Origin of the sequence: Listeria immobilis (assembly GCF_014322765.1) — a bacterium.
GTDB lineage: Bacteria > Bacillota > Bacilli > Lactobacillales > Listeriaceae > Listeria > Listeria immobilis.
Map to the genome: position 1 here is coordinate 42,036 of NZ_JAASTZ010000004.1, position 26,399 is coordinate 68,434.

Sequence of the window (26,399 nt, forward strand, 5' to 3'; positions counted from 1 at the left end):
ATTAGTGGCCTCCTATTTATTTAAGTATTTGGATACATCTTTAGCAAAATAAGTAATGATAAGCGATGCCCCAGCACGTTTCATACTTGTTAACATTTCTAAAACAATTCTTTCTTCATCTATCCAACCATTTTGCGCAGCAGCTTTTACCATAGCATACTCGCCACTTACATTATAGGCAACAATGGGTAAATGGGTATTGTTTTTAACATCTCGCATAATATCCAAATAAGATAAAGATGGTTTTACAATTAAAAAGTCAGCACCTTCCTGTTCATCAGAAACTGCTTCACGAATTGCCTCTTCTCTGTTAGCTGGATCCATTTGATAAGATTTTCTATCACCAAATTGTGGTGCGCTCCCAGCTGCATCACGAAACGGCCCATAAAAGGCAGAGGCATATTTAACAGCATAGGACATGATTGGAATATCTTGAAAACCTGCTTCATCAAGCCCTTCCCGAATAACTTGTACAAAACCATCCATCATATTAGAAGGAGCAATAATATCTGCTCCTGCGGCAGCCTGACTTATGGCCGTTTTTTGTAACAATACAAGTGATTCATCGTTTAAAATTTCCCCTTCTTGAATTACTCCACAATGTCCATGATCTGTGAATTCACATAAACAAGTATCCGCAATTACAAGCATCTCTGGAAAGTTCGTTTTGATTAAGCGTGTTGCTTCTTGGATGATGCCATGATTATGATAAGCTTGCAAACCAACTGCATCTTTTTCAGCTGGAATACCAAATAAAATAACGGCTTTAATTCCCATATCTTGAACAGCCTGAATTTCTGCTTCTAGTTCGTGTAATGGAAATTGAAAAACTCCGGGCATTGATACAACTTCTGTTTTTGGCTCTTTTCCTTCTTTTACGAAAATAGGATAAATCAAATCATCAGTATGTAAGATTGTTTCTCTAACTAGGTCTCGCATCGCACTTGTTTTTCTTAAACGACGATGTCTATCAAATTGATTGTTCATTTGTACTCCTCCTGTATTATCAAATCAACTAAATGTTTCATAGTGAAATTTTCGGCTTGATAAGTCACTTTCCATCCATCCGCAACAATTGCTTTTGTGGTTATATTTCCGATGGAAGCAATTCGCCAGTTTTCTTTTTGGTTTGGAAACTTTTTCGCAACAGCATAAAAATTCTTCCAGGCAGACGGGCTAGCGAAAATGATAATTTGTTTTTCATTTCCCCTCAAAAGAGTTATGAGAGCTGATTCAGATTTAGCTGGTGCAGTAGTTTCATAAAGTTCGACTGGAAATACACTGTGCCCTTTTGTAGTGAGCGTATCTTCCATTATAGTTCTACTTAAATTACTTTTAGGAAGCAAAATACTCGTTTTTTCTGGATATTGATTTAACCATTCAGAAAGAAAAACCTCTGTTTGATATTGTGTAGGAATAAAATTTGGTGAAATACCGTATTCTGCTAACTTCTCTTTTGTTTTTTCCCCTATCACTGCAAATTTATAAGTATAATTTAGAGGTTGCTTCTCAAAAAAATATTCAACAGCATTAACGCTTGTAAAAAATAACCATTCTGCCTCTAGTTGTTTAGATGTGAATACTACTTTTTTCGGTCTTGTTTCAATCAAAGGAATTTGATATACTTCAAAGCCATTTTGGATAAAATATTCCTGCCATTGTTTACTTTTAGTTTTTTCTCTTGTTAAAACAATTTTTTTAGTCATGAATTTCTCAACTCTTTGATAATCGTTGCCGCACCTTCACTTAGTAGCACTTTCGCAACCTGATTACCAACTGTTACTGGATTTTCGCCTGATTGTTCAGATGAAAGAATCGTAGAACCATCAACGTTACCAACCAAACCTTTAAAATGGACTACATCACCTTTATTTGTTGCAAAACCAGCAATCGGAATCTCGCAACCACCATTTAATTCTTTTAAGAAAACACGTTCAGCCTCCACACAAATACCTGTTTCTTCATGGTGAATTGATGCTAGCATGTCACAAATTTGTTGGTCATTTCTTCGGCATTCAATTGCAAGTGCTCCTTGACCAACTGCCGGTAAACAAATGTCTGGAGAGATATCTTCTAATTTTAATGTAGTATTTTCTAGCCAGCCCATCCGTGCTAATCCAGCTTTTGCTAAAATAATTGCATCAAAATTTTCATCGTGTAATTTTTGAAGTCGTGTATCAATGTTGCCACGAATTGGTTTTATAACAAAATCTGGACGATGCCTAAGTATTTGTGCTGCACGTCTTAAGCTACTTGTACCAATAACGGCGCCAGTTGGTAAGTCTTTCCATGTTTCTACGCGATTAAAAACAAAACAATCAAGTGGAGATTCACGTTTTGGTATTGCACCTATAGTAAGACCTTCTTTTAAGCTAGAAGGCACATCTTTCATACTATGGACAGCAAAATCAATTGCTCCATCACTCAATGCTTGTTCAACTTCGGATACAAATAATCCTTTTCCACCAACTTTGCTAAGCGTCACATCTAGAATGCGGTCTCCTTTTGTTACGATTTCTTTTATTTCAAAATCAAATTCTGGATAGTTTTCTTTTAGTTTCGTTATGACCCAACCTGATTGCGTCAATGCTAATTTACTACGTCTGGAACCAACAATTATTTTACGTTTCATGCATTACTCCTCGTTTCAGCTTGTTCTTTTTCTAGTGTTTTTGTTTCACCTGTTAAGCCAAAGATACGCTTGAAGTGATCAATGCTTGCGTCGGCTTCTGCTTCTACAGACATTTCTTTTAACTCTGAGATTGGTTGTTTTAACATTTGATTAATAATACTTTTCATATGTTTACCGATTTGTACGTATTCTCTTTCTGTTAAACCTGGTAGCTTATTTTCGAGACTGGCCATTGTCACTTCTTGCATATCTAACGCCTTTTCTCTTAGTTCGCGGATTACAGGAACTACTCCAAGTTGTTTTTCCCATTCAAAAAAGGTTTGTACCTCTGCATGGATTGTTTCTTCTAATTCTGATACAATTCTTTGACGTTTGGTGGAATTGGCAGTAATCACCCCTGCTAAGTCATCAATATCATACAAATGAAAATTGGGAATAGCTGAACAATCATGTTCAACATTTCTAGGTAGACCAATATCAATAACAAGCATTGAGCCAGTTTTTCGTTCCATTAGCAATTGCATGTCCATATGTTTAATGATTGGTTCTTGAGCACTTGTTGATACAAGTACGATATCTGCTAAAAGTAAATGCTTGTTCAGTTCTTCGTATCTTCCTACTTTTGCTTGAAATTGATTAGCAAGAGTTTCTCCTTTTGTTTTTGTTCGATTAATTACTGTAATGTCTTGAATACCGCTTCCTGCAAGGTTTCGAAGTGCTAATTCGCTCATTTCTCCGGCACCTATAAGGACGATTTTTTTATTTTCTAAAGTACCATATAGTTTTTTTGCAACTTCCACAGCCGCATAGCTGACAGAAACTGCATTTTCATTAATTTTAGTAAAATGATGTACTTTTTTAGCAAAAGTTACGACTTCACGGAAAAGTTTATTTAAAAGGGTTCCTGTTGTTTGCGTATTTTTTGCAACTTCAAAGGCATGTTTTACTTGACCGAGAATTTGTGTTTCTCCTAAAACAAGTGAATCAAGTCCTGCTGTTACGTTATATAAGTGATTTACAGCAAGGTTTTCTTCATAAAAAAATAAATATGGCTCGAGTTTTTCCATATCCATTTGAAACCAGTTTGCCATAAAGCGTTTTAAATAATATCTACCTGTATGTAATTGATCCACAACCGCCACAATTTCTGTTCGATTGCACGTCGAAATAATAACATTTTCAAGAATGCTTTTTTCCTGTAGCAATGTTACTAGTGCCATTTCTTCTTCAGTTTCTTTAAAAACTAATTTTTCGCGGATGTCGATTGGTGCTGTATGATGATTCAGCCCCATGGTGAGAATAAACATTCGATAATCCTCCTAAAATTAAATTGAACTCTTAACTATTCTACCACTTTTCTATTTGTACACCAAATAGTCCGTTTGTGCATTTGAATGAAAAAAAGAGCTGGATTTTTTATTCCAACTCTTCCTATTATTCCATTCCTTCTTTGATATACTGCCATGCTTCGTCTTTTCCCATTTTTGTTTCTGAGGAAAATAGCACAAATTTGTCATCCGGATCAAAATCAAGTGTTTCACGAACAATTTTGGCATTTTTGTGCCATTTACTACGTGGAATTTTGTCTGCTTTGGTAGCTACGACAATTACTGGAATTTCATAATACTTTAGAAATTCATACATCATTCGATCATCTTCTGTTGGCTTGTGTCGTAAATCAACAATTTGAATAACGCCACGCAACTGCTCCCGAGATGTAATATACGTTTCAATCATGACGCCCCATTTTTCACGCTCGGTTTTTGAAACTTTTGCAAAACCGTAACCAGGTACATCTACAAAGAAAAGCGCTTCTTCAATTTTATAAAAATTTAGCGTTTGTGTTTTGCCGGGTTTTTGTGAAATTCTTGCCATACTTTTACGGCGAATCATCGTATTAATAAATGATGATTTTCCGACATTAGATCTACCTGCAAGGGCATATTCCGGGAGGTCTGTTTCTGGATATTGCTCTGGTCGAACGGCACTTATAATTAATTCTACATTATTTACATCCATTATTTTCCATCCTGTTCTATTCATTATCTTTTACTAGTATAACGGAAAAAGAGGAAAAAAGCACCAAGTAAAAATACTGCCCCATTTCGGAACAGTATTTTAATATTAATATTTACTTACTTCTGCTATTACTTGGGCAATGAAAGTATCTAATTCTATTGTTTCTGATTCCTTTGAACCGTACCTACGAACATTTACAGTACTAGATTCTGCTTCTTGATCACCAAGTACTAATGCATAAGGGATTTTCTTTGTCTGTGCTTCGCGGATTTTGTAGCCTAATTTTTCATTACGGTCATCTATTTCCGCACGAAGTCCTGCACGTTGTAATTTATCTTGTACTCCTTTTGCATATTCTAAATGAGCATCAGCATTAACAGGGATGAGTTCCATTTGAACAGGAGCGAGCCATGTTGGGAAAGCGCCTTTATATTCTTCAATTAAATAAGCGACAAACCGTTCCATAGTAGATACGACACCACGATGAATGACAACTGGACGATGTTTTTCACCATCTTCACCAATGTAAGTTAAGTCAAAACGCTCTGGAAGTAAGAAGTCTAGTTGAACTGTCGAAAGTGTTTCTTCTTTTCCAATGGCAGTTTTTACTTGAACATCTAGTTTAGGACCATAAAAAGCCGCTTCTCCGCCTGCTTCAAAGTAATCCATTTCCATTTCGTCCATTGCTGATTTAAGCATTGTTTGCGCCTTTTCCCACATAGCGTCATCATCAAAATATTTTTCTGTATTTTTAGGATCACGATAGCTTAAACGGAAGGAATAATCTGTAATGTCAAAGTCTTTATACACTTCAAGTATTAACTCAACAACTCGTTTAAATTCATCTTTAATTTGATCTGGACGAACAAACACATGTGCATCATTGAGTGTCATACCACGAACACGCTGAAGTCCTGATAAAGCGCCACTCATTTCATAGCGGTGCATCATCCCAAGTTCGGCAATACGGATAGGCAACTCACGATAACTATGAATATCATTTTTATAAATCATCATGTGATGCGGACAATTCATTGGACGTAAAACAAGTTCTTCATTATCCATTTTCATAGTTGGGAACATATCTTCATGATAATGATCCCAGTGTCCGCTAGTTTTGTATAGTTCGACATTGGCCATAATTGGAGTATAAACATGATTGTAACCAAGACGTTCTTCTTTATCCACAATATATCGTTCAATAACACGACGAATAGTTGCACCTTTTGGTAACCAAAGTGGTAAACCTTGACCCACTTCAATGCTATTAGTAAATAATTCTAACTCCTTACCCAGTTTACGATGATCACGTTCTTTGGCTTCTTTTTGCATCTGGATAAATTCTTTTAAGCCATTTTTATCAAAGAATGCTGTTCCGTAAATACGTTGTAACATTTTATTATTACTATCTCCACGCCAGTATGCCCCAGCCACGCTTAATAGTTTAAATACTTGGATTTTACCAGTTGAAGGAACATGAACCCCACGACAAAGGTCAAAAAACTCTCCTTGTGTATAAATAGTCACTGTTTCATCTTCCGGTATTGCTTCAATAAGTTCTAATTTATATTCATCACCAATTGCTTTAAAACGTTTGATTGCTTCTTCACGAGAAACCACTTCACGTTCAATTGGCACATTTTCTCGAACAATTTTTTGCATTTCTTTTTCAATTTCTGCTAAAGATTCATCGCTTATCACTGCTTCTGTATCAATATCATAGTAAAAACCAGTATCAATTGCTGGGCCTACACCAAATTTTACATCTGGATAAAGTCGTTTAAGCGCCTGTGCCATTAAATGAGCTGTACTATGGCGCAATATACCAAGCGCATCCTCGTGATCTGGTGTTACGATTTCAATTGCTCCATCTTCGTGAATTGGAGTTACTAAATCAAGTAATTCTCCGTTTAATTTACCTGCGAGTGCTTTCTTTTTTAACCCTGGACTAATGGAAGCGGCAATATCGGCTGTAGATACGCCAGGCTCAAATTCTTTTACTGCACCATCTGGAAATGTGATTTTCATACTAATCTCTCCTTTTCTTTTTAAAATATGGTTAGGAGGGCAAAATAAAAAACCCATCCCTCCTGTTGTCAAGGGACGAGTTTATGCTCGTGGTTCCACCCAAGATTCAGAAATAACCAGCAATAGCTATTTCACTCTTGTCGCTTATAACGGAGCGATCCGTCTATTATTACTAGTAAAAAACGTTCCTAATAGAAGTTCCAAGGTGGTCCAAATTTAAGTTCGAATAGAAGGTTTCCAGCTAGCCCTTCCTCTCTAGAATTTTCCGTTAAATTGGTTGTCCTTTTCATCACTTTGTTTTATATTACTACAAATTATAATCCTGATTACGTTAATTTGCAAGTGCTTTTTTAGAAACGGCGATTTTTTCCTTCTAGCTGTACTTCTTTAGATAAATAGCGCACACGTTCCATGATCCGACGTGCTTTAAGTTTTTCTTCGTTTCCATTTTGGGCGAACATTAAATGATTTTCTAATTGATCCATATTGTAATTGGATGAGAAAAAAGTTGGTAATTCTTCTTGCATTCGGAACTGTAAAATTGCACCAAGAACTTCATCACGAGTCCATGCAGTCATTGATTCTGCACCAATATCATCAAGCATTAGGACTTCTGTTTCTTTAGCGAATTGAATTTTTTCACCCACTGTATTATCAGAAATCGACTGCTTCACTTCTCGCATAAATTCAGGAAGATATACTAAAGTTGTTGAAACTCCTTTAAGCGCAAGTTCTTTCGCAATTGCCCCCAGTAAGTAAGATTTTCCAGTTCCAAAGCTCCCGTGAATATAAAGCGCTTTGACACGTTCTCCGTCTTTAGCAAGATAATCCTTTAAAAATTGATACGCCTCAACAAGTGCTAGTTGTCTAGATTCTTCATCCGTATAAAACTCACTTAAACTAGCATCTACTACTTGTTTTGGCATATAAAGAGAGCGAATACGTTTCTCCACAGCACGACGTTTATCTTCTTCTATTTTTTCCTTTGTTGGATAATAGCTGACAGTAATAAATTCTCCATTTAAAACCAATTTTGGCGCATAACCAGGCATTAAAGTGGCTTCTTGTTCCATAAATTTTTTGTGTTGAGTCATAAACTCATATAAATTAGATAAATTTTGATTAATCAATTGTTCGTCTATTTCTGCTTTATGGGCCTTGAAAAATTCTTGGATTGGCTGATAATGAAGTACTTGTTGCTTTAGCCCTTGATATTCTTTTTCAAAATCTCGTCCTTCAAAAAGCTGCCCCAATGTGCGTTCGATGTTATCCATGTCCTTCACCTACCTTTTATTTAGTCGTTCTTTAATTTCGCGAACTTGTTCTTCCAATGTTTGTTTTTCTTTATCTGTCATTTTGTTATCAGCTGGTGGGACGGATTCTTTATCAAACCAATCCGGTAAAATTTCTTTTCTAGTTGTTTTTTGGTAATTTCGATTGTAATTTGATTTTTTAGCTGTGGCTGGTTCTTCTTGTAGTCGTTTATATTTTTCATGCTCTTGCCAAGCTAAATCCATAGCTTCTTTAGCGGTTTTAACATTTTTTCGTTTCCAGTGTGCAGCGATTGTCATCATGTAGTTTTTGGCCAATTTCCGGTCAAGTCGAAGCATCACATATTCGATTAAGACATTCATGACTGGAACAGGTAAATTTTGTTGGTTCATTACTTCTTCAACTACACGTAAATCTGTTTCGGCTGGCACTGCCCCATCGGAAATATCGACAAGCAATTGAAATGGTGTGATACTTTCTAAATACACTTGAAGTGCTTCTTCGTCGTTTAGCACTTCCTTTTGTTCTTCTACATCCGGCATTTCTTGTTTCATTTGTAACTTTGGTGGGGTGCCATTTTCAATTGAATAACCTTCACGAACAATTTTGCGTAAAAATACAATATCTATGTCCCCGTTAGCATCCAGCGCTCGGTACAAATAACTTGGCATGTCTTTCTCAGAAACTTGATAAATTCCGTGCAATTTCAAAATCGTTTGACGCACTTCTTTAGTTATTTTATCACGTGAAATCATACTTGGAGATAGCAAGCTTATAAACAAATTGAAGTCAAAACTAGCATCATCAAATTCAATTTCTTTCGGTTTAGTTTTATCCATTAAGGTTTGGTTAGTTTTGTCGATAGTTGCTATAGTTCCACCTTTAAATGGCTCAAAAACATCTTGAAAAGATCTAGTGATTTCGCTATATGTAGTTGTTTCAATAGCATCATCAGAGAAAAAACGACGCAACCGTTGAAACTGAGCATTACCTATTTTGCTATATAAATAAATATTTAGTAATCCGTCTGAAAAGAATTTTTCTGGAGATAAAGGCGGTAAGATTTCATAAATGTAAAAACGAGTGTCATTTTCCGTTTTTACATAACTTTTTAAAAGACCTAAGCCTTCGAGTTTTAGTCTTGCCTCAAATAGTGCCTTTAAACTAATATCGAGCATATTTAAAAGTTGGACGTGGGAATGCGCTTTCGACCAAAGTCTGTTTTCTTCTACTTCAGTAAACAGTGTTTGATATAAAGCTAAACATTCCGCCCCCATTAGCGGTTGATATAACATGGTGATTATTTTTCGGTCGGCACCGGTTAAAATACCACTTGCCTTCACTTGATAACTATCTACCGCTTGAAGTTCCATCCAAAATTCCGTCAATTTACACTCACCTATCTTTATTTTTTTCCATCAAATCTTTTAATTCTTCTACAAAAACACTAATATCTTTGAACTGACGATAAACCGAAGCAAATCGGACATAAGCAACCTCGTCCAAATTAGCCAATTTATTCATTACTTTTTCACCGATTAAATCAGAGGCAATTTCACTGTCACCAATGTTTCTAAGTTCGCGCTCCACCTCATTAACAATTTCCTCGATTTGTTCTGCACTAACTGGCCGTTTTTCACATGCTCTAATTAAACCACGGCGAACTTTTTCACGAGCAAATTCTTCTCGTGCGCCATCTTTTTTTACAACTATTAAAGGACTTTCCTCTACCTTTTCAAATGTAGTAAAGCGAAATCCACATTTTTCACATTCACGTCGACGTCTGATAGAATTGCCATCATCTGCCGGTCTTGAGTCTACAACACGTGTTCCATTATATTTACAAGTAGGACATCTCACAAAAATTCACTCCTATCCCTAAAACATCTCTGTCTGTTTATTTGTATGCCTCATTATACCATGTGAAAGTAAGGGTGGCTATTTGTTCTTAATAATTTGATCAATAAAATCCGCAACTTGTTTCTCTGTTTTTTCGAGCGTTTCATCGTTATTAATTACTAGATCCGCTTTTTTTGCTTTTTCATCAATCCCGATTTGACTATTTATACGTTCTAAAGCCGCCTCCTCGGTCAAATGATTTCGCCTCATTAAGCGTTTTAATTCAGTTTCAGGTGTAACCCAAACGACAACAATTTGATCAACAAGTGATTCTAAATGACTTTCAAATAAAAGTGGAATATCAAAAAAAACTACTTGTTCACCGGCTGCAAAATAGCGTTTTCGCTCCGCTAACATATATTCTTTCACGCGAGGATGGGTGATTGCATTTAATTTTTCTCGTTTTTCTTTGTTTTTGAAAATAATATTTGCTAGCTTGGGCCGATTTAATGTGCCATCTTCTAGCAATATATCCGCACCAAAGTAATTAATAATTTCCTTAAGTCCTGCTGTTCCTGGCTCAACTACTTTCCTTGCCGCAATATCTGCATCTATGACAGGAATTCCAGCCTTCTGAATCATTTTGCTTACAGTAGATTTTCCTGTTGCCACGCTTCCTGTTAAACCAATTGTTTTTCCCATGATTTGTCCCACTCTCTACTTTTGACAATTTGGACAAAAATGTGTTCCTCGCCCATTTAGCTTTATTTTTTCAATTGGAGTTCCGCAAATCACACATGGTTCCTCCGTTTTTCCGTATACTTTCAGCTTATCTTGATACTGTCCTAATTTCCCCTCCGAATTCACATACGTTCTCACAGTCGAACCGCCAAGTGCTACAGCTTCTTTCATTATACTTTTGGTTGCTTCAAAGATACGCTTGATTTCTTTATTAGAAAGTGAGTTAGCTGGTCTTTCAGGGCGAATTTTTGCTTCAAAACAAATCTCATCCGCATATATATTACCAATTCCTGCGACTAATTTTTGGTCTAATAAAGCTGTTTTGATTGCACGACTAGTTTTTTTCACCCCAGCTGCAAAATCGGTTAACGTAAACGCTGGTGTAAGAGGTTCCGGTCCCAACTTTTTAATGGAATTTGTTTCACTTTCACCGTATTTATTCGTAACTTCCATCGTCCCAAATTTTCGCACATCTAAAAAGCGCAGTTCTGTATGATCCTCAAAATGGAAAATAATATGCGTATGCTTACTTACCTCTTCATTTTCATCCATTAATCTAAACTTGCCTTCCATCCGCAAATGGGACAAAATGGTGCAATTCGTTAAATCAAAAAGTAAAAATTTTCCGCGACGACGTACTCCTTCAATTTCTTGCCCAACAAGCATGTGCACAAACTCATCTGGTGGCGTATTTTTTATCATTTTGGGAACATGAACAATCACTTGATCAATTTTTTTACCAGGAACGAGCGCTTGTAAAGTGGTGCGGACATTTTCTACTTCCGGCATTTCTGGCATATTTAAACTCCCCGTTTCTCTATTTATTTTGCATCATACCAAGTATCTCCAAAAGCGCTATCGACCTTAAGTGGTACAGATAGTTCTACAGCATTTTCCATAACATCTGGTACAATTTCTTCTAATTTAGCAATTTCTGCTTCTGGTGCTTCAAAAATAAGTTCATCGTGTACTTGAAGTAATAACTTAGCTTCTAATTTTTCGGATTTTAGGCGGTCGCTCATTAGAATCATCGCTTTTTTGATAATATCTGCAGCACTTCCTTGGATGGGTGTATTCATCGCAGTTCTTTCTGCAAATCCGCGAACATTAAAATTACGGCTGACAATCTCTGGAATATAACGACGTCTATGCAAAATAGTTTCTACATAACCTTTTTCTTTTGCAAAACGTACAATATCTTGCATATATTCTTTTACTGCTGGATAGCTGACAAAGTAACGATCAATAAAATCTTTCGCTTCTTTTCTTGTAATGCCAAGGTTTTGCGAAAGTCCGTAATCACTTATACCATAAACGATACCAAAATTAACGGCTTTTGCTTGACGGCGCATGAGTGAATCCACCGCTTCTTTTTCAACATGGAAAACATCCATTGCTGTTTTTGTATGAATATCATAATCATGTTTAAATGCATAAATCAGATTTTCATCTTCAGAAATATGCGCTAAAACACGCAATTCCACTTGTGAATAATCTGCTGAAAATATTTTCCAGCCAGGTTTGCTTGGAACAAAAACTTGTCTAATTTTGCGCCCTTCTTCTAATCGAATAGGAATATTTTGCAAATTCGGATCAACGGAGCTAAGTCGCCCTGTTTGAGTTAATGTTTGATTAAAACGTGTATGCACTTTATGTGATGTTTTATCTGTTACTTTTAGAAGGCCTTCAATATAAGTGGATTGGATTTTCCCAAGTTGGCGATATAACAAGATTTCATCAATAATGGCATGTTTACCTGATAAACTTTCCAAAACATCTGCGGCCGTAGAATAACCCGTTTTTGTTTTCTTTACAGCCGGAAGTCCTAACTTTTCAAATAAAATCACTCCTAATTGTTTAGGCGAATTAATATTAAAATCTTCTCCCGCATGCGAATGAATGGACTCTTCCAGTGTTTTTAGTCGACCAGCTAATTCTACTTTCATATCCTCCAGTCGTTTAGTATCAACACTTACACCTTGCATTTCCATTTGAGCAAGGACAAAAGTTAACGGTAATTCTAAATCTTCCATTAAAGCTAATTGTTCGTTTTTTTCTAATTCGTCCATAAGACCATTTTCCAAAACAGCGATTGCGATAGCTTTTCTTGCAAGATGTGGTGCGACAATACTTTCCTCTGGGATGCTTCGTTTCGCTCCTTTTCCATATACCGTTTCATCCGTTTCCACTTCTGTATAATTATGACGAGCAGCAACACTCATAAAATCATCTATCGAGTCGGATGGATTCAATAGATAGGAGGCTAACATAATGTCGAATGTGATACCAGACACTACATATCCTAATCGCTGCATTGCAACCATTGTTTTTTTCGCATCGTAGACTACTTTTGTATCATTGCTTTCAATCCATTCTTTAAATGCTGGGCTATTTTCCGCTGTTTCTTTTGTGAAAAAATAGGTTCCTTTGTTTGAATGAATTGTAATCCCGATAAAGTTTGCTGTATGATAATTCTCATTTTCTAATTCAATATATAATGATGTTTTCCCACCAAAATGTTTTTGCGTTAACGCTGAAACTACTTCAAACTTGAGTTCTTTTAATGGTTTTGCTTCTTCTTTCGTTTCGCCCTCCAAGTTTTTTAATAATGTTGTAAACTGCATTTCTTTCAAAAGCGGAATTACTTTTTCTGTTTGGTATCCATCATATTTAGTACTTTCAACGGTACATTCTATTGGTGAATCCACATTGATAGTTGCAAGCTCTTTACTCAAAATTGCAAGTTCTTTATTTTCTTGGACTTTTTCTTTTAATTTTTTTCCAGAAATTTCATCGGCATGTTCTAAAACACTTTCTACGCTTCCGCCAAATTCATGTAATAGTTTTAATGCAGTTTTTTCACCAACACCTGGGATTCCGGGAATATTATCTGATGGATCACCCATTAACCCCTTCATATCAATAATTTGTGCAGGAGATAGATTATATTTTTCTTTTAGTGTTTCTGGAGTATTTGTTTCCATATCAGCTATACCTTTTTTAGTTATATAGACGGTTGTTTTTTCAGAAGCTAATTGTGTTAAATCACGATCTCCGGTAATAATCGCTACTTCCATACCGTCTGCTTCTGCTTTTTTTGTTAATGTGCCGATAATATCGTCTGCCTCATAGTTAGCAAGCTCATATTGCGGGATATCGTAAGCAGTTAAAAGCTCTCGAATAAATGGAAATTGTTCGGATAACTCACTAGGCGTTTTTTGGCGCCCTCCTTTGTAACCTTTAAATGTAGTATGGCGAAAAGTTGTTTTTCCGGCATCAAAAGCAACTAGTACATGACTAGGCTTTTCTTTTTCCAACACATTCATCAACATCATTGCAAATCCATACACCGCATTTGTATATACACCTTTATCGTTATTTAAAAGCGGTAACGCATAAAACGCGCGATTCGCAATACTATTTCCATCAATTAATACTAATTTATTCACAGGGATATCCTCCTCTATATTATCATTCACTTGTGTCTATTTTACCATAGGAACATAAAAACAAACCACTTATCCGAATGGGGTTAAATGGTTTGTTTTAAATGCGAACAATTATTATCGATAATAAAATTACGAACTAGTTTTACGAGTTGCGATCGGGCTTCATCAGAAGTTTTTTATTAATTCATCCGCAAATTCCGAACATTTAACTTCTGTTGCGCCATCCATTAATCTGGCAAAATCATATGTTACTGTTTTTGCAGCAATAGTTTTTTCCATCGAACGATTAATTAATGTAGCTGCTTCTCCCCAACCAATATGTTCCAGTAAGAGTGTCCCAGATAAAATAACGGATGAAGGATTAACTTTATCAAGACCAGCATATTTTGGTGCAGTACCATGTGTCGCTTCAAAAATCGCATGACCAGTTAAATAATTAATATTCGCTCCTGGAGCAATACCAATTCCACCTACTTGAGCAGCAAGCGCATCAGAAATGTAATCCCCATTTAAATTCATCGTAGCCACTACATCAAATTCAGCAGGACGTGTCAGGATTTGTTGTAAGAAAATATCTGCAATAGAATCTTTCACTAAAATTTTCCCTGCCGCAAGTGCTTCGTTTTGTTTTGTATTAGCAGCTTCTGTACCTTCTGCTTCTTTTATCCGATCGTATTCGTTCCAAGTGAATACTTTATCACCATATTCACGTTCGCATAAGTCATAGCCCCAATTTTTGAAAGCTCCTTCTGTGAATTTCATGATATTACCTTTGTGTACGAGCGTTAATGATTTACGCCCTTCTTTTATCGCATATTCGATAGCTGAGCGAACCAAACGCTCTGTACCTTCTTTGGAAATCGGCTTAATACCAATACCAGAAGTTTCCGGAAAGCGAATCTTATTGACACCAAATTCATCTTTTAAGAATGCTATTAATTTTTTTGATTCTTCGCTGCCTTCTTTAAATTCAATCCCAGCATAAATATCTTCTGTGTTTTCACGGAAAATAACCATATCTGTGTCTTCAGGACGTTTTACTGGTGACGGAACACCTTTGAAGTAACGAACTGGACGTAGACACACATATAAATCCAATTCCTGACGTAAAGCAACATTTAGCGAACGAATACCGCCACCAATCGGGGTTGTAAGTGGACCTTTAATTGCAATTAAATATTCATCAATTGTATCTAAAGTCGCTTGCGGGAGCCATTCACCTGTTTGTTTAAATGCTTTTTCACCTGCAAGCACTTCTTTCCAAGCAATTTCTTTTTCACCATTATATGCTTTTTTTACCGCTGCATCTAAAACGCGTTTTGCAGCAGCCCAAATATCTGGACCAGTTCCGTCACCTTCAATAAAAGGGATAACTGGATTATTTGGTGTTTTTAGTACACCATTTTCTACTTGAATTTTTTGACTCATAAAGTTTCTTCCTCCTCTATTAAATTCGTTCTTCTACAGGTAAATAACTTCTATTTTCAGGTCCAACATAAATAGCACGTGGACGAATAAGACGATTATCACGATATTGTTCAAAAATATGCGCCAACCAACCTGACACACGGCTTACAGAGAATACTAATGTAAATAGATCTCGGTCAATACCAAGCGCATGATAAACAGAAGCTGAATAAAAATCGACATTTGGTTTTAAATGCTTTAATTCCCAAACAGCTTCTTCTACTTGCATGGAAATTTCATACCATTTTTCTTCGCCTTTTTCGGTAGTTAACTTTCTAGACATTTCACGTAGATGTTGCGCACGTGGGTCTCCACCACGATAAACTCGGTGACCAAAGCCCATAATTTTTTGTTTCGTATCGATTTTTGTTTGGATGTAATTGCGCACATCACCAGCTTCATCGATTTCTTCTAACATATCAAATACACGTTCATTGGCCCCACCATGAAGTGGTCCTTTTAATGCCCCAATTGCAGCCGTAACACCAGAATAAACATCAGAAAGTGTTGCTACACAAACTCGCGCTGTAAAAGTAGATGCATTAAATTCGTGGTCTGCATGAAGTACAAGTGCTTTATTCATCGCTTCTACAGATAATTCATCTGCTTCTTCTCCAGTAATCATATAAAGAAAATTCGCAGCCATATTTAAATCTTCTCTTGGCGGAATCGGATCAAGACCACGACGAATTCTGGAAAATGCAGCGACAATTGTTGGCATTTTTGCTTGTAGACGTAATCCTTTGCGATAAACTGCTTCCCCGTCATCCAATTCTGCTTCTGTGTCAAATACACCAAGCATAGAAACAGTTGTTCTTAAAACGCTCATTGGATGTAATTTTTGATGATTTTGCATTCTTAAACTTGTAATAATTGTTTCAGATACAGCCATATTTTCTTGGATTTCTAATTTAAATTTTTTAAATTCATCTTTATTAGGCAAACGTAAATGCCATAATAAATAAATCACTTCTTCAAAAGATGCATTGTTTTCCATCAAATCATCAATACCATAACCAACATAAGTTAACATATCATCAATGATAGAGCTAATCGAAGTCTCAGCAACATATACATTTTCTAATCCTTTAGATAACGTCATTTCTTTTCCTCCTTTTATCCTTTTTTACATATGTACTTATTTTATGAATGCAACTAACTGCATTGCCATGTACGCAATACCAGCAGCAATTACTGGTCCAGCAGCTATCCCTCTAAAAAGTACCACTGCTAAAATAGTTCCAAACACTAGAGAAACCGTCACTTGTGGATCAACAGCCATATAGCCAACACCTTTTTTAGCTAATATAGAAACGGCAATTCCTGCTCCAAGACCAATCCACCCAGCGGCCGATTTAAAAGAGTCAATTAAATCTTTAAAACCGATTTGCCCAGTTGCAATTGGAATTAAGATGGCAACAGTAATAATCGTTACACCCCAATTTATTCCTTTTGCTTGAATCATTTCCATTATCTTGCCATCAGCGTGAAATAACTTCAACAAAATGACAACCGCTACCGCAATAATAAGCGAATTATTTTTTGCTATAAGTCCGAGAAGTAAAAAAAGAAGTAAAAACAACATACTTTCCGTAAACATACTAAGTCACCTTTCAGTATCGCGCATCTATGAAGCGAGATAACAATTATTATATCATAAATATACCTTATAGTAATACTAAAATGCCATAAGGAAAATGAATTGCCCTTTTTTTAACTAAACCTCTATAGAAAGATTTTCCCATAGAGGTTTTTATTACATATCAAAATAATAATATTGTGTATGTTTCTTTTGATTTCCAAGCCATTTCGTTAATTTAGGTTTTAATAGTTTGCGAGAAAATGGAATAAAAATAAGTAATCCTAGTATTGTTGTAATAATTCCAGGAATAATTAATAAAAAGCCGGCGATAAAAAAACATAAACTATCTAATAAATACGGCGCTACCGTCCGTCCATCTCGCAAATTTCGGAAAAGATTGCCACCAAGACGCTTGAAAATAAAAATACCAAAAGCGCTGGACGCTATTTGAATAAAAAGAAGTGGTAAAAAGCCGATTACTTGGAATAACCAAACATACATAATCAATTCTATTAAACCATATAAAGCCCAATAAAGCATAAATTTTCTCATACAATCAACTCCAATACTTAATAACCATTATAACCTATTTTTTTGTAATCGAAAAACAATACAGGCGCGCAAATAAAAAAAGCGCCCCGCTAACGAGACGCTTTTTTGAAAGTTAAATTTTAGTGAGTAGCTGTTTTGCCGTTATAAACAACACCTTGACGAGAATCAACAGTGATAATTTCACCGTCTTTTACAAGAGAAGTTGCATCTTTAGCACCAACGATAACAGGAATACCAAGATTAATTCCAACGACTGCTGCGTGACTAGTTAAGCCACCTTCTTCAACAACGACTGCAGCACTTTTCTCAAATGCAGGAAGGATTTCTTTATCTGTTGTTTTAATGATTAAGATTCCGCCTTCTTCTGCTTTTTGAAGCGCTTCTGCATTAGATTTTGCAACAATTGCTTTACCAATTACAGATTTACTACCAATTCCTTGGCCTTTAACTACTTTTTCACCAATTAATTGGATTTTCATTACGTTTGTTGTTCCGCTTTCTGCAACTGGAACACCTGCAGTAATAATGATAAGATCACCTTGTTTTGCAACACCTGAAGCAAGTGATTCTTTCACTGCAAGGTCAAACATTTCATCCGTGTTGCTAACTGGAGTAGCTAAGCGAGGATAAACACCCCATGAAAGAGCTAAACCACGGTATACATGCTCATTAAATGTTACTGCTACGATATGAGATTTCGGACGATATTTAGAAATCATACGCGCTGTGTGACCACTTTGAGTTGCAGCAACGATTGTTTGTACATTTAGGTTTTTCGCAGTATGACCAACTGCTTGTCCAATAGCTTCTGTCATATCTGTATTTTCGTGAAGTTTAAGCGCAAATTTATCCTGAGCAACTAGCACTTCTTCTGTACGAACAGCGATTTTCGCCATCATTTTAACTGCTTCAATTGGATAGTCCCCAGCAGCTGTTTCACCAGATAACATAATTGCATCTGTTCCGTCAAAAATCGCATTCGCTACGTCACTTGCTTCAGCGCGAGTTGGACGTGGATTACGTTGCATGGAATCAAGCATTTGTGTTGCAGTGATAACAGGTTTTCCAAGTTTATTACATTTTCTAATAAGTTCTTTTTGTACAATCGGAACTTCTTCAGCAGGAATTTCAACACCTAAGTCTCCACGAGCAACCATTAAGCCTTGTGATACTTGTAAGATTTCGTCAATATTATCAACGCCCTCTTGGTTTTCGATTTTCGGAATAATTTGAACGTGAGTTGCGTTATATTCTTCTAAAATCTTAGTAATTTCAAGAACATCTGTAGCTCGACGTACAAAAGATGCCGCGATAAAATCGATACCTTGTTCTAAACCAAAACGGATATCTGCAGCGTCTTTTTCTGTGATTCCTGGTAGGTTGATAGAAACGTTTGGTACGTTAACGCCTTTTTTATTTTTAAGCACACCTGGGTTAAGTACTTTTGTTACTAGTTCACGATTAGCTTCGTCTTTTTCAATTACTTCCAGACCGATTAAACCATCATCAAGTAAAATGGAAGATCCAATTTCTACATCGTCAAAAAGTTCTCCATAAGTTACAGAGAATTTTTCTTTTGTTCCTTCAACAGGTGTCATAGAAACACGTACAACGTCGCCTGTTTGGAATTCTAATTTTCCGCCAACCATGTCATTTGTACGAATTTCTGGACCTTTTGTATCAAGTAAAATAGCAACTTGTTTGCCAGTAATTTTTGATGCTTCACGGATGTTCACAATTCGTGCACCGTGCTCTTCAAAATCTCCGTGTGAGAAATTAAGACGTGCTACGTTCATTCCTGCTTCAATTAGTTGAACTAATGTGTCAACTGACTCGCTTGCAGGACCAATTGTACAAACAATTTTCGTTTTTTTCATGTTATTACTCCTCCTAGAACTTAGCTATTCATTCGTATTTATTATAAACATATCTTTCACATTTTACCAGTAACAACCATGTATTACAAGTAAGTTTGTGAATAAAAATGCATTTACCCAGTATAGTGCTGTTATTAAGAAAACGCTTTATAGGATTTTACGGCATCCCTATTCAGACATTTACTTCTTTTGTTTCAAAGAAGTTTATAACTACATTTTTTCACAAAGAAAGGCTACCATGCGTTGTTATGGCAGCCAGCTCTTCAGCCGTTTTAAATCGACAAAATAGAAGCAAGATCAAACAGTTGTTTATCACATACATGTTTTTCTTTCAAAATTTCGCCAATATTATTTTCGACAATACGATTTTCGCGGATTCCTACAGCTAATCCACCACGATTTTCTAATAATAATTCTACCGCATGCGCGCCAAGACGGCTTGCAAGCACACGATCAAATGCAGTTGGGCTTCCACCACGTTGAACATGTCCTAAAACAGTTACACGTGCATGATAGTCGCCATATTCAGCTAATTGTTTAGCAAATTCATTTCCTGACATAACACCTTCTGCAACGACAATAATGCTATGTTTTTTACCACGTTCACGACCTTTGTTTAAACGATCCACGATATCATCCATATTGAATTCTTGTTCAGGTACGATGATAGCTTCAGCGCCGCCACCAAGACCAGACCAAAGTGCGATATCCCCAGCATCACGACCCATTACTTCAATAATAAAAGTACGTTCATGACTTGTCGCTGTATCACGGATTTTATCTAATGCATCTAAAACAGTATTTAGCGCAGTATCAAAACCAATGGTGAAATCAGTACCAGAAATATCATTATCAATCGTTCCTGGAATACCAATAGTTGGAAAACCACGATTTGTAAGTGCTTCCGCTCCGTGGTAAGAGCCATCTCCACCGATAACAACTAAGCCGTCGATTTGATGTTTTTTCAGTTGTTCGATTCCTTTAAGTTGTCCTTCTTCTGTAGCAAATTCAGGATATCTTGCAGAATAAAGGAATGTTCCTCCACGATGAAGTATATCACCAACAGAACCTAACTCTAATTTATGGATATCACCATTAACCAAACCTAAAAAACCATAGTTAATACCATAAACTTCAAGTCCTTCATAGATTGCTTTACGTACAACAGCACGAGTGGCTGCATTCATTCCTGGAGCGTCTCCTCCACTTGTCAAAATTGCAATTCGTTTCATTTTACTTACCACCTCAGACAATGATATTGTTTTTCATCACATGTGTTTATTCTACATGAAAATCCGCTAAATGAAAAGCACGAATAGAACACTTTTTTCGCCAGCAATAGCACTATTTCAGCTTTTTTTATATCGGTCTATTCCAATTAACTGTTCAAACGGCATTATATCAACAAAAAGATATAATCGGTCTATACTTGTTAAGTGTTTAACTTTCTTTATCTATTTTGGTACATACCAAAAAGATGATTTCCAAAAAACAGGAAATCATCTTTCATTATCGCTTATAAAGTTTCATATGCACCAATTTTCTTGAATTTTTCATAACGTTGCTCTTTTAATTGTTCTTCAGAAAATGCCATTAAAGCATGTAGCGACTTGGTAATTGTTTTATTTATTTCTTCTGCTTGAGCAGCTAAGTCGCGATGTGCTCCTCCTTTTACTTCTGGAATAATTCCATCCGTAATATTAAGTTCATACAAATCGCCTGCAGTGATACGCATTGATTCCGCTGCTTTTTTTGCTTGCCCAGCATCTTTCCATAAAATGGCTGCCGCTCCTTCTGGTGAAATAACCGAGAAAACCGCATTTTCAAGCATGAATATCTGATTTCCAACACCTAAAGCAAGCGCTCCTCCACTACCACCTTCACCAATAACAATAGAAATGATAGGTACTTTCATATCGCTCATTTCATAAAGATTCCGAGCAATTGCCTCACTTTGTCCGCGTTCTTCGGCAGCACGACCAGGATATGCTCCTTTTGTATCAATGAAACAAATAATTGGTCTACCAAATTTATCTGCTTGTTTCATTAACCGAAGCGCTTTTCGGAAACCTTCTGGATGTGGCATTCCAAAATTACGATGCAAATTATCCTTTGTATCCTTACCTCGTTGATGTCCAACAATAGTCACAGGAATACCTTTAAACGTAGCAATCCCGCCAACAATAGCTGCATCATCGCCAAAAGAACGATCGCCATGAAGCTCCATAAAATCTTCAAATAAAAGTGGAATATAGTCAAGTGTTGTAGGTCGTTCTGGATGACGAGCGACTTGAAATTTATCCCAAGCAGTCATATTACTATAGATACTTTCTTCCAATTTAGCTAGACGCTTTTCTAACTTTTCGATTTCACTAGATAAGTCTACATCTGATGTTTCGTTATATTCTTTTAAGTCAGCAATTTTACTTTTTAGTTCTAATATAGGCTTTTCAAATTCCATTTCATTCGCCATCAGATTCACCTCCTGATTCAGGTGTTTTTACATGGATTTTTAAAATAAAACTTAATTTATTTTGCAAATCAAGCCGTGAAATGCAATCGTCCAGTTGTCCATGCTTAAGTAAAAATTCTGCTGTTTGGAAGTCTTCTGGCAGCTCTTCTCGGACAGTTTGTTCAATCACTCGACGCCCAGCAAAGCCAATAAGTGCTCCTGGCTCAGCAAAATTATAATCGCCTAAAGAAGCAAAACTTGCAGAAACTCCACCTGTTGTCGGGTGTGTCATCACAGTGATTGCTAAACCGCCATGATTGCTAAACCGCTTGAATGCAGCGGATGTTTTCGCCATTTGCATAAGGGAAATCATTCCTTCTTGCATACGAGCGCCACCTGAAGCAGTAAATATCACAAAAGGTTTCTTTGTTTTATCTGCCTCTTCTACTGCACGAAGAATTTTTTCGCCTACAACAGATCCCATACTTGCCATTCTAAAACGAGAATCCATTACTGCGATAACTAAAGGATTTCCATCTATCGTTGCATGACCAGTAACAATAGCTTCGTTCAATCCAGTTTTTTGTTTATCTTTTTCGATTCTATCCATATAATTTTCAAAACCAAGTGGGTTTGCTGTAGTTAAGCTAGCATCAAGTTCTTCAAAAGAATCCGGATCAACAAGCATATCAATTCTTACTTTTGCTCCAATTGGATGATGAAATCCGCAATAACTGCATACCATCAAGTTTTTTTGCAATTCTTTAGTATACATTATTTTTTTACACTCTGGACATTTTGTCATAATACCTTCTGGAACATCTGCTTTCGTCCCATCAGAAGGAATTGTGGCATATTTTCTCTTTTTTGGTTTTGTAAACAAGTCTCCTAACAAGGATAACCCTCCCCATTTACGCTTTCTATTGTGGTAATAACGGTTTTTAAATACTATAAAATGAAAAATTATAAAGACATGAAACATATTTTTAACCGCATTTTCCCATAAGAAGACAAAATGCCAGTCCGTCCGAATAATCATTGGACAGACTGCGCAATATCGTTTCCCACGTTAAACTATAACATACTTTTGCTAAATATAGAAAGTTTAAGATTACTTAAAAACAACATTCTCTTTACCAAGAAGTGTTACTAAGGCCTCGTGTAATCTCTCTGAAGGCTCTACTTGAATATTTTTTAACTCTGTTGTTTGCTTAGTTAATGCTTGATGGATAATAACCTTAGAGCTCCCTTTAAATTTTAATAAAATGGGTCTTATGCGTTCCATTTGAGACGGCTCAGTTAGTTGAATAAATAGTCTCATTGGAGCTTTCACTTCTTTTAAATCTTCTGCTTGATTTACAATTAACTGAAGTTCGCCATTTCGCTTATCTGCTTTCACTTGTAAAAACAGAATCTCTCCTTTTTGAGCGAAAGAAGCATATTTACGATAACTTTCAGGGAACATCACTGCACTTAATTCTTTCGTGTCATCACTAACAGTCAAAAAGCACATTGTCTCCCCTTTTTTCGTTCTAATGGATTTAACTTCATGAACATAAACTGCAACTTGATAATTTTTCCCAGAACTAATTTCCGCAAGTCTAGTAATTTCGATATTTTGTAGTTTAATTTGATAGTAAGCTACTGGATGCGCAGAGACATATTGGCCAGTATAGAGCTTTTCTTTTTCTAATTTTTCATCAATGGAAATAGGTGCTGTTTTTCGGTAACGCGGCTTCATTTTCTTTAAAAAATCATCATCTTCTGCAAAAAGGTTCATCCCTTTAGAATCTTCACCAAGTAAAGAAATATACTGCAATACGGCATCAATCGTCGCGAGTATCGTTGCTCTATCTTCACCAAATTCATCAAAACAACCTGATAATACTAAAGCTTCTAAGACAGTTTCTGATAACATTTTATGTGGCATACGTTCACAAAAATCAAAGAAATCTTGGAAAGGTGCTTTTTTTCGTTCGTTAATAATTTCGAGAACAAACTTGGTTGGCACTTTTCGAATGACTCGAAAACTATAACGAATGGCCGTTTCGCCTTCCATTTGAAAATAATAATGACTATGATTAATACTAGGCGCTAACATTTGGATACCATAGTTTTTTGCTTCAGTAATATATTGCGCAATCTTATCATCATTTCCAGAAACAGAGCTAAGCAAAGAAGACATAAATGCCGCTGGATAATTCGCCTTTAGGTAGGCTAATTGAAAAGCAATTTTAGAATATGCCGCTGCATGACTACGGTTAAATCCATAATTCGCAAACTGTACAATCATGTCATACACTTGATTGGCGCTACTATCAGAATAGCCCTTACTTCTCGCCCCATCTACAAAATGTATCCGTTCTTCATTTAGCACATCTGCTTTTTTCTTACTTACTGCACGACGTAATAAATCCGCTTCGCCAAGTGAAAAACCTGCCATTAAGTTAGCGACTTGGATAATTTGTTCTTGATAAACAATCACCCCATAAGTCACTTCTAAAATTGGTGCTAAATCTGGATGTGGATATTGAATCGCTTCTTTTCCATGTTTTCTGGCAATAAATGTATCAATTTGTTCCATTGGACCTGGGCGATAAAGGGCGTCTACTGCGACGATATCTTCAAAAGAAGTTGGTTTTAACTTCCTGAGCACCCGACGAATTCCGTCCGATTCAAATTGAAAAACACCGGTTGTATCCCCTGTTTGGAATAACTTCAATGTTTTTTCGTCATCTAGTGAAATATCAGCCAAAGTTAATGGTTTTTCACGAGTGTAATTAACTGATTTTAGCACACGATCAAGTAAACTTAGATTTCTAAGGCCAAGAAAATCCATTTTAAGTAAACCGATTTTTTCTAGTTCTCCCATGGCAAACTGTGTTAAACGTGCATCACCACTGCCTAATTGTAGAGCAACTTGTTCAACAAGCGGTTTATCACTTATTACAATTCCAGCAGCATGCGTTGAAATATGTCGTGGGAGGCCCTCTAGCTGACATGCAACTTCCCAAATCATTTCATTTACTTTGGAGCTTTTTATATGATTTTCTAGTCGTGGATTTTCTTGAATCGCCTTCTGTAAAGTAATACCTAACTGGCTTGGAATTAATTTAGACCACTCAGATAAAAGAACCGAATTTAAACCAAAACTTCTTGCAGTATCACGGATAGCTGCTTTTGCTGCAAGTGTACCAAATGTACCAATTTGTGCCACATGTGCTTCACCGTATTTTGATACAACATAAGAAATTACTTCATCACGACGATTATCCGGAAAATCCAAGTCAATATCGGGCATGGTAATTCGTTCTGGATTTAAAAAACGTTCAAATAACAAATGGTATTTAATTGGGTCCACATCTGTAATTCTTAATGCAAAAGAAACTAACGAACCTGCTGCGGAACCACGACCAGGACCCGTTAAAATTCCTGCTTCTCTAGAATAGCGAATAACATCCCATACAATAAGAAAATAATCCGCAAATCCCATTTCGGTAATTACTTTTAACTCATAATCTAAACGTTCTTGATATTCAGCCCCCATTAGTCCGCGTTCTTTTAATCCGGCATATGCTGTTTGTTGTAAAACATCAGAGGCCTTTTGATTATCAGCTATTGGAAACCTTGGCAGTAGATGTTGATCTAATGCTATTTCAACTTGACATCGATCTGCTAATTTACCAGTCTCCTCGCATGCCTTTTTTTCAAAATCAGTTTGCCAAACTCGCTCCATCTCATCCTGCGAAGTAAAATAATTAGAGCCCGCAAGTGGAAGTGTCGTCCAGTCCACCGTCCGATTATCACGAATGGCTGTTAATACTTCTCTTGCCTGTGCATCTTTTGGTTCAATATATTGCACATCTTTAGTCGCTACTGCGCGTACTTTTTCTTCTGCGCAAAATGTTTCAATTTTTGCGAAAAGACGTGGGTTTTCTTTTTGCACTGATAGATAAACAGAATCTTTACCAAAAATAGTCACTAAGTTTTCGTAAGCTTCTAATGATCCATCCTGATTATCTTCCATAAGAAGCCGCTCTACTTCTCCTTTTGCTCCTGGTGAAATTGCAATAAGGTCAGTACTATAAGCACGTAGCCAGCTTTGCGGAAGCTCTAATCCTTCTTCGCGTGTTTGAATGGCACTAGCGATTTTCAGTAACTCATGATATCCAGCAGTTGTTTTTGCAATTAATATTAACTCGTAGGAATTAATTGGATTTACATAACCTTGTATCGTTACCGTCATCCCAATAATTGGTTTTATATCCGCCGCTAAACATTTTTGGTAAAATTCAATTGCTCCATAAAGCACGTTTTTATCCGTAATTGCTAAGGCTGGATAATGGTATTCTTTTGCTTTAGCGACAAGCGAATCAACTGATGCAGTACTTGAAAGTAAATCATATGCGCTTGCAACTTGTAAATGAACAAATCCCACTATCCTCTCTCCTTTCAAAACTCTCTTTTTCCATTATATCGGTTAAATTCT

At 36.3% G+C, this 26,399-nt stretch carries 21 protein-coding genes and 1 other annotated feature; all 21 genes read right to left on the bottom strand.

The window, feature by feature from the left end:
* Positions 1-12: 12 nt before the first annotated feature.
* Complete coding sequence (gene hemB, locus HCJ50_RS03630) at positions 13-987, bottom strand: porphobilinogen synthase (protein WP_185347405.1); 975 nt, start codon at positions 985-987, stop codon at positions 13-15.
* Entirely contained in the window at positions 984-1,706 is a 723-nt protein-coding gene (locus HCJ50_RS03635; RefSeq protein WP_185347402.1) for a uroporphyrinogen-III synthase, read from the bottom strand. The genes hemB and HCJ50_RS03635 overlap by 4 nt, the downstream gene beginning before the upstream one ends.
* Complete coding sequence (gene hemC, locus HCJ50_RS03640) at positions 1,703-2,632, bottom strand: hydroxymethylbilane synthase (protein WP_185347400.1); 930 nt, start codon at positions 2,630-2,632, stop codon at positions 1,703-1,705. Before hemC ends, HCJ50_RS03635 begins: the two co-directional genes overlap by 4 nt.
* Entirely contained in the window at positions 2,629-3,939 is a 1,311-nt protein-coding gene (gene hemA, locus HCJ50_RS03645; protein ID WP_185347399.1) for a glutamyl-tRNA reductase, read from the bottom strand. The genes hemC and hemA overlap by 4 nt, the downstream gene beginning before the upstream one ends.
* Positions 3,940-4,066: 127 nt before the next feature.
* Positions 4,067-4,651, bottom strand: coding sequence for a ribosome biogenesis GTP-binding protein YihA/YsxC (gene yihA / locus HCJ50_RS03650; protein ID WP_185347397.1), 585 nt, complete (start codon positions 4,649-4,651; stop codon positions 4,067-4,069).
* Positions 4,652-4,756: 105 nt separating this feature from the next.
* On the bottom strand, positions 4,757-6,679 hold the full coding sequence (gene thrS / locus HCJ50_RS03655; RefSeq protein WP_185347395.1) for a threonine--tRNA ligase: 1,923 nt from the start codon (positions 6,677-6,679) through the stop codon (positions 4,757-4,759).
* 68 nt (positions 6,680-6,747) lie between these two features.
* Positions 6,748-6,978 (bottom strand) — a binding site (T-box leader).
* A gap of 51 nt (positions 6,979-7,029) precedes the next feature.
* Positions 7,030-7,953, bottom strand: a complete 924-nt coding sequence (gene dnaI, locus HCJ50_RS03660; protein ID WP_185347393.1) for a primosomal protein DnaI — start codon at positions 7,951-7,953, stop codon at positions 7,030-7,032.
* Positions 7,954-7,962: 9 nt separating this feature from the next.
* The gene (locus tag HCJ50_RS03665) at positions 7,963-9,339 is read right to left on the bottom strand and encodes a replication initiation and membrane attachment family protein (protein WP_185347391.1); all 1,377 of its coding nucleotides are present in this window, start codon (positions 9,337-9,339) and stop codon (positions 7,963-7,965) included.
* A gap of 7 nt (positions 9,340-9,346) precedes the next feature.
* The gene (gene nrdR / locus HCJ50_RS03670; RefSeq protein WP_003719855.1) at positions 9,347-9,811 is read right to left on the bottom strand and encodes a transcriptional regulator NrdR; all 465 of its coding nucleotides are present in this window, start codon (positions 9,809-9,811) and stop codon (positions 9,347-9,349) included.
* Between the two features lie 78 nt (positions 9,812-9,889).
* Positions 9,890-10,492: a dephospho-CoA kinase gene (gene coaE / locus HCJ50_RS03675; protein WP_185347389.1), complete on the bottom strand. Its 603-nt coding sequence runs from the start codon at positions 10,490-10,492 to the stop codon at positions 9,890-9,892.
* A gap of 15 nt (positions 10,493-10,507) precedes the next feature.
* Positions 10,508-11,329: a DNA-formamidopyrimidine glycosylase gene (mutM, locus tag HCJ50_RS03680; RefSeq protein ID WP_185347387.1), complete on the bottom strand. Its 822-nt coding sequence runs from the start codon at positions 11,327-11,329 to the stop codon at positions 10,508-10,510.
* Positions 11,330-11,352: 23 nt separating this feature from the next.
* A complete protein-coding gene (gene polA / locus HCJ50_RS03685) occupies positions 11,353-13,980 on the bottom strand; it encodes a DNA polymerase I (protein ID WP_185347385.1) in 2,628 nt (875 codons plus the stop codon).
* A 165-nt stretch (positions 13,981-14,145) separates the two neighbouring features.
* Positions 14,146-15,408 (bottom strand): NADP-dependent isocitrate dehydrogenase, encoded by a 1,263-nt coding sequence (gene icd, locus HCJ50_RS03690; RefSeq protein WP_185347383.1) that lies wholly within the window; start codon positions 15,406-15,408, stop codon positions 14,146-14,148.
* Between the two features lie 19 nt (positions 15,409-15,427).
* Positions 15,428-16,549: a citrate synthase gene (gene citZ / locus HCJ50_RS03695; RefSeq protein WP_185347381.1), complete on the bottom strand. Its 1,122-nt coding sequence runs from the start codon at positions 16,547-16,549 to the stop codon at positions 15,428-15,430.
* A 36-nt stretch (positions 16,550-16,585) separates the two neighbouring features.
* Positions 16,586-17,047 (bottom strand): DUF441 domain-containing protein, encoded by a 462-nt coding sequence (locus tag HCJ50_RS03700; RefSeq protein WP_185347379.1) that lies wholly within the window; start codon positions 17,045-17,047, stop codon positions 16,586-16,588.
* Positions 17,048-17,203: 156 nt separating this feature from the next.
* On the bottom strand, positions 17,204-17,581 hold the full coding sequence (locus HCJ50_RS03705) for an FxsA family protein (protein ID WP_185347377.1): 378 nt from the start codon (positions 17,579-17,581) through the stop codon (positions 17,204-17,206).
* 119 nt (positions 17,582-17,700) lie between these two features.
* Complete coding sequence (gene pyk, locus HCJ50_RS03710; protein ID WP_185347375.1) at positions 17,701-19,458, bottom strand: pyruvate kinase; 1,758 nt, start codon at positions 19,456-19,458, stop codon at positions 17,701-17,703.
* 272 nt (positions 19,459-19,730) lie between these two features.
* Entirely contained in the window at positions 19,731-20,690 is a 960-nt protein-coding gene (pfkA, locus tag HCJ50_RS03715) for a 6-phosphofructokinase (protein ID WP_185347373.1), read from the bottom strand.
* Between the two features lie 284 nt (positions 20,691-20,974).
* Positions 20,975-21,931, bottom strand: coding sequence for an acetyl-CoA carboxylase carboxyltransferase subunit alpha (locus HCJ50_RS03720; protein WP_185347372.1), 957 nt, complete (start codon positions 21,929-21,931; stop codon positions 20,975-20,977).
* Positions 21,921-22,805, bottom strand: coding sequence for an acetyl-CoA carboxylase, carboxyltransferase subunit beta (gene accD / locus HCJ50_RS03725; RefSeq protein ID WP_185347370.1), 885 nt, complete (start codon positions 22,803-22,805; stop codon positions 21,921-21,923). Before accD ends, HCJ50_RS03720 begins: the two co-directional genes overlap by 11 nt.
* A 216-nt stretch (positions 22,806-23,021) precedes the next feature.
* Positions 23,022-26,348, bottom strand: coding sequence for a DNA polymerase III subunit alpha (dnaE, locus tag HCJ50_RS03730; RefSeq protein WP_185395575.1), 3,327 nt, complete (start codon positions 26,346-26,348; stop codon positions 23,022-23,024).
* Positions 26,349-26,399 lie beyond the last annotated feature (51 nt).

What these genes read in the sequence shown, in the direction of transcription:
- pfkA (WP_185347373.1), bottom strand. Translation starts at nt 20,690, where the DNA reads ATGAAACGAATTGCAATTTTGACAAGTGGAGGAGACGCTCCAGGAATG.
- HCJ50_RS03635 (WP_185347402.1), bottom strand. Translation starts at nt 1,706, where the DNA reads ATGACTAAAAAAATTGTTTTAACAAGAGAAAAAACTAAAAGTAAACAA.
- hemB (WP_185347405.1), bottom strand. Translation starts at nt 987, where the DNA reads ATGAACAATCAATTTGATAGACATCGTCGTTTAAGAAAAACAAGTGCG.
- yihA (WP_185347397.1), bottom strand. Translation starts at nt 4,651, where the DNA reads ATGGATGTAAATAATGTAGAATTAATTATAAGTGCCGTTCGACCAGAG.
- mutM (WP_185347387.1), bottom strand. Translation starts at nt 11,329, where the DNA reads ATGCCAGAAATGCCGGAAGTAGAAAATGTCCGCACCACTTTACAAGCG.
- icd (WP_185347383.1), bottom strand. Translation starts at nt 15,408, where the DNA reads ATGAGTCAAAAAATTCAAGTAGAAAATGGTGTACTAAAAACACCAAAT.
- dnaI (WP_185347393.1), bottom strand. Translation starts at nt 7,953, where the DNA reads ATGGATAACATCGAACGCACATTGGGGCAGCTTTTTGAAGGACGAGAT.
- hemA (WP_185347399.1), bottom strand. Translation starts at nt 3,939, where the DNA reads ATGTTTATTCTCACCATGGGGCTGAATCATCATACAGCACCAATCGAC.
- thrS (WP_185347395.1), bottom strand. Translation starts at nt 6,679, where the DNA reads ATGAAAATCACATTTCCAGATGGTGCAGTAAAAGAATTTGAGCCTGGC.
- HCJ50_RS03700 (WP_185347379.1), bottom strand. Translation starts at nt 17,047, where the DNA reads ATGTTTACGGAAAGTATGTTGTTTTTACTTCTTTTTTTACTTCTCGGA.
- coaE (WP_185347389.1), bottom strand. Translation starts at nt 10,492, where the DNA reads ATGGGAAAAACAATTGGTTTAACAGGAAGCGTGGCAACAGGAAAATCT.
- hemC (WP_185347400.1), bottom strand. Translation starts at nt 2,632, where the DNA reads ATGAAACGTAAAATAATTGTTGGTTCCAGACGTAGTAAATTAGCATTG.
- HCJ50_RS03720 (WP_185347372.1), bottom strand. Translation starts at nt 21,931, where the DNA reads ATGGCGAATGAAATGGAATTTGAAAAGCCTATATTAGAACTAAAAAGT.
- pyk (WP_185347375.1), bottom strand. Translation starts at nt 19,458, where the DNA reads ATGAAAAAAACGAAAATTGTTTGTACAATTGGTCCTGCAAGCGAGTCA.
- citZ (WP_185347381.1), bottom strand. Translation starts at nt 16,549, where the DNA reads ATGACGTTATCTAAAGGATTAGAAAATGTATATGTTGCTGAGACTTCG.
- HCJ50_RS03705 (WP_185347377.1), bottom strand. Translation starts at nt 17,581, where the DNA reads ATGAGAAAATTTATGCTTTATTGGGCTTTATATGGTTTAATAGAATTG.